We start from the raw sequence: 516 nt of genomic DNA on the forward strand, positions 1-516 counted from the left end.
GGAGCTTATCTCATCGGCCAACACCGCGTTGACTCGTTGTATGGCCCACACTGGCACCTTGTGATTAGGCAATGCTGTCCCTAAATTCGTAGTAGTGCTGGCCGGACAATTCATCCGCCGTACGTGAGGCGAGACAGAAAATTCTCTAAGTCAAGTTCCGCTGCGGCGACTGCCGACTCCGGCAGCGCCGACGTCATCAGGCCCCTGTGTCTCCTTCTCAATCTCTGTCCCGAAGTCGGTTCTGTCGCCTTTGTTCACGACGGTATGAGTCTCAGCTTCGCTTTGCATGAGGTCACTTCCCTTCAATTCAATTCTGTCGAGCCTTGCTCAGTTTGAAGCCGCTGAGGATGGCTGGGGCTGCTCTGCTGGCAGGGCTGATTGATGCATGTCCTCGTTCAGGTCCATGCCACGGGTTTCTTTCATTTTGAAACCGACGATTATGGTCAGTACGGCGAGTGCGGCCAGGTAGGCGTAGAAGACAGAGGCGAGGCCGATGCTTGTGAGCCAAGTGTATAG

2 protein-coding genes are annotated in these 516 nt (G+C 54.8%); both read right to left on the bottom strand.

All coding sequences use genetic code 11. From position 1 onward, the window contains the following. Positions 1–150: 150 nt before the first annotated feature. A complete protein-coding gene (locus tag SB847_RS20490) occupies positions 151–288 on the bottom strand; it encodes a hypothetical protein (protein ID WP_410578385.1) in 138 nt (45 codons plus the stop codon). Between the two features lie 39 nt (positions 289–327). Continuing rightward, positions 328–516: hypothetical protein (locus SB847_RS20495; RefSeq protein WP_410578387.1), on the bottom strand; the 189-nt coding region annotated here is incomplete at its 5' end.

The organism is Bacillus sp. SIMBA_026 (genome assembly GCF_046535335.1).
Taxonomy (GTDB): Bacteria; Bacillota; Bacilli; order Bacillales; family Bacillaceae; genus Bacillus; species Bacillus velezensis.